This is a genomic window from Saliniramus sp. (genome assembly GCF_035311605.1).
Classification (GTDB): Bacteria; Pseudomonadota; Alphaproteobacteria; order Rhizobiales; family Beijerinckiaceae; genus Saliniramus.
The window spans coordinates 1-2,356 of the sequence record NZ_DATGCW010000173.1 but is presented as its reverse complement, the minus strand read 5'-3'; the positions used below and the strand labels follow the sequence as shown (position 1 = coordinate 2,356).

The window sequence follows — 2,356 nt, the reverse complement described above, 5'->3', positions numbered from 1 at the left end:
CTGGTGGCGGGGCTGCTGGCCTTCGGTGTGCTCTTCGCCGTGAATTCCTCGCTGCACTCCTATCTGATCCTCGCCTTCACCCAGGTCGAACGGGTCACGATGGACGTCGGCTTCTACTACATGGCTAATGCGGGCGGGCGGCTTGCCGCTGATGTTGGGCACGGCGAGCGTAATGATTGCTGCATCGGCACTGGCGGCGGGGCGGCTGCGCGCCGGGTGAGGCCCCGGCGCGCGGTGGCCTGCTCAGGCCACCATCTTTGCCACGACCTCGCCGAAGGCGGAAGGCGTGGGCACGATGGTCACGCCCGCGTCGCCGAGGATTTCCACCTTTTCCTGCGCCGATTCGCCGAATGCCGAGACGATCGCCCCGGCATGGCCCATGCGCCGCCCCTTGGGGGCCGAGAGACCGGCGATATAGGCCGCGACCGGCTTGGTCATGTGGTCGCGGATATAGGCGGCGGCCTCGGCCTCTTGCGGGCCGCCGATCTCGCCCACCATCACCACGGCGTCGGTCTCGGGGTCGGTCTCGAAGAGTTCGAGAATGTCGCGAAAGCTTGATCCATTGATCGGATCGCCGCCAATACCCACCGATGTGGAGACGCCGATGCCGCGCTCTTTCATCTGGCTTGCCGCTTCGTAGCCAAGGGTGCCCGAGCGCCCGACGATCCCCACGCGCCCCGGCATGTAGATAGCGGGAGGCATCAGCCCGGCAAAGGCCTGCCCGGGCGTGATGATTCCGGCGCAGTTGGGGCCGATGAGGCGCATCCGGCGCTCGGCCTTGTAGCGGCGCATGTAGCGTTTGACGCGGATCATGTCGCGCGCCGGGATGCCGTCGGCGATGCACACGCAGGTGCGGATGCCTGCATCCGCCGCCTCCATTATCGCGTCGGCGGCGAAGGGGGGCGGGACGAAGCAGATCACGAGATCGGCCCCGGTCTCGGCCACCGCGCCCTTGACGGTGTTGAATACCGGCAGCCCGTCGTGCGTGGTGCCGCCCTTGCCCGGCGTCACGCCGCCCACCACGTTGGTGCCGTGACCGATCATGTCGGCGGTGTGAAAGCTGCCGATGCGGCCCGTAAGCCCGGTGACCAGGACGCGGCTCGATGTGTCGATGAGAATGGCCATCAGGCGGCTCCCTTTTCCGATTTGCGAGCGGCAGACCACGCCGCCACCACCTTCTCGGCAGCGTCGGCGAGGCTCTCGGCGGTTTGGATGGGCAGACCGCTCTCGGCGATGAGACGGCGGCCCTCCTCGACATTGGTGCCGGACAGACGCACCACCAGCGGCATGGTCAGCTCCAGCTCGCGCACCGCGCGGATCACCCCCTCGGCGATCCAGTCGCAGCGGTTGATGCCCGCGAAGATATTGACGAGGATCGCCTCGACATTGGGATCGTTGAGCACCGCCTGGAACGACATCAGCACGCGCTCGGGGCTGGCACCGCCGCCCACGTCGAGAAAGTTGGCAGGCTCGCCCCCGGCCATCTTGATCATGTCGAGCGTGGCCATCGCGAGGCCCGCGCCGTTGACGATGCAGCCGATCTCGCCGTCGAGGCCGATATAGCTCAGCCCGCGATCGCTGGCGAAGGTCTCGCGCGAATCCTCCTGGCTCTTGTCGCGGAACTCCGAGATTTCGGGGCGGCGAAAGAGCGCGTTGTCGTCAAAGCTCACCTTGGCGTCCAGCGCCACGATCTCGCCCGCACCGGTGACGACGAGCGGGTTGATCTCGACCATGTTGGCGTCGGTTTCCTCCATCATCTTGTAACAGCCGATGATTGTCTTGACCGCCTGCGGGATGAGCGCCGGATCGAGATCGAGCGAGAAGGCGATCTCGCGCGCCTGAAATGCCTGCATCCCCACCGCCGGATCCACCACCGAGCGGATGATCGACTCGGGCTCCTGCGCCGAGATTTCCTCGATCTCCATGCCGCCCTGCGCCGAGGCCACGACGACCACGCGCTCTTCCTTGCGGTCCATCACGAAGGCCAGATAGATTTCCTGCGCGATATCGGTCGCTTCCTCGACATAGAGGCGGCTGACGAGCTTGCCCTGCGGCCCTGTCTGATGCGTGACCAGCATCCGCCCCAGCATCCAGGATGCCGCCTCGCTGATCTCCTTCTCGGACTTGCAGATCCGCACTCCGCCCGCCTTGCCGCGGGCACCGGAGTGGATCTGCGCCTTGACCACCCATTTGTCGCCCGAAAGTTCCGAGGCGCGGTAGACCGCCTGTTCGGGACTGTAGGCGATGCCGCCGCGCGGCACCTGCACGCCGAAGCGTTTGAGCAGGTCCTTGGCCTGGAATTCGTGGATATCCATCTGGTTCTCCTCCCTTATCCCTTTGCGGCGATGGCGTCGGC

General features: G+C 66.2%; 2 protein-coding genes. Both read right to left on the bottom strand.

What is annotated here, in order from left to right:
• Positions 1–243: 243 nt before the first annotated feature.
• Entirely contained in the window at positions 244–1,125 is an 882-nt protein-coding gene (gene sucD, locus VKP01_RS08115; protein WP_324411646.1) for a succinate--CoA ligase subunit alpha, read from the bottom strand.
• Positions 1,125–2,333 (bottom strand): malate--CoA ligase subunit beta, encoded by a 1,209-nt coding sequence (locus VKP01_RS08110; protein ID WP_324411647.1) that lies wholly within the window; start codon positions 2,331–2,333, stop codon positions 1,125–1,127. The genes sucD and VKP01_RS08110 overlap by 1 nt, the downstream gene beginning before the upstream one ends.
• Positions 2,334–2,356 lie beyond the last annotated feature (23 nt).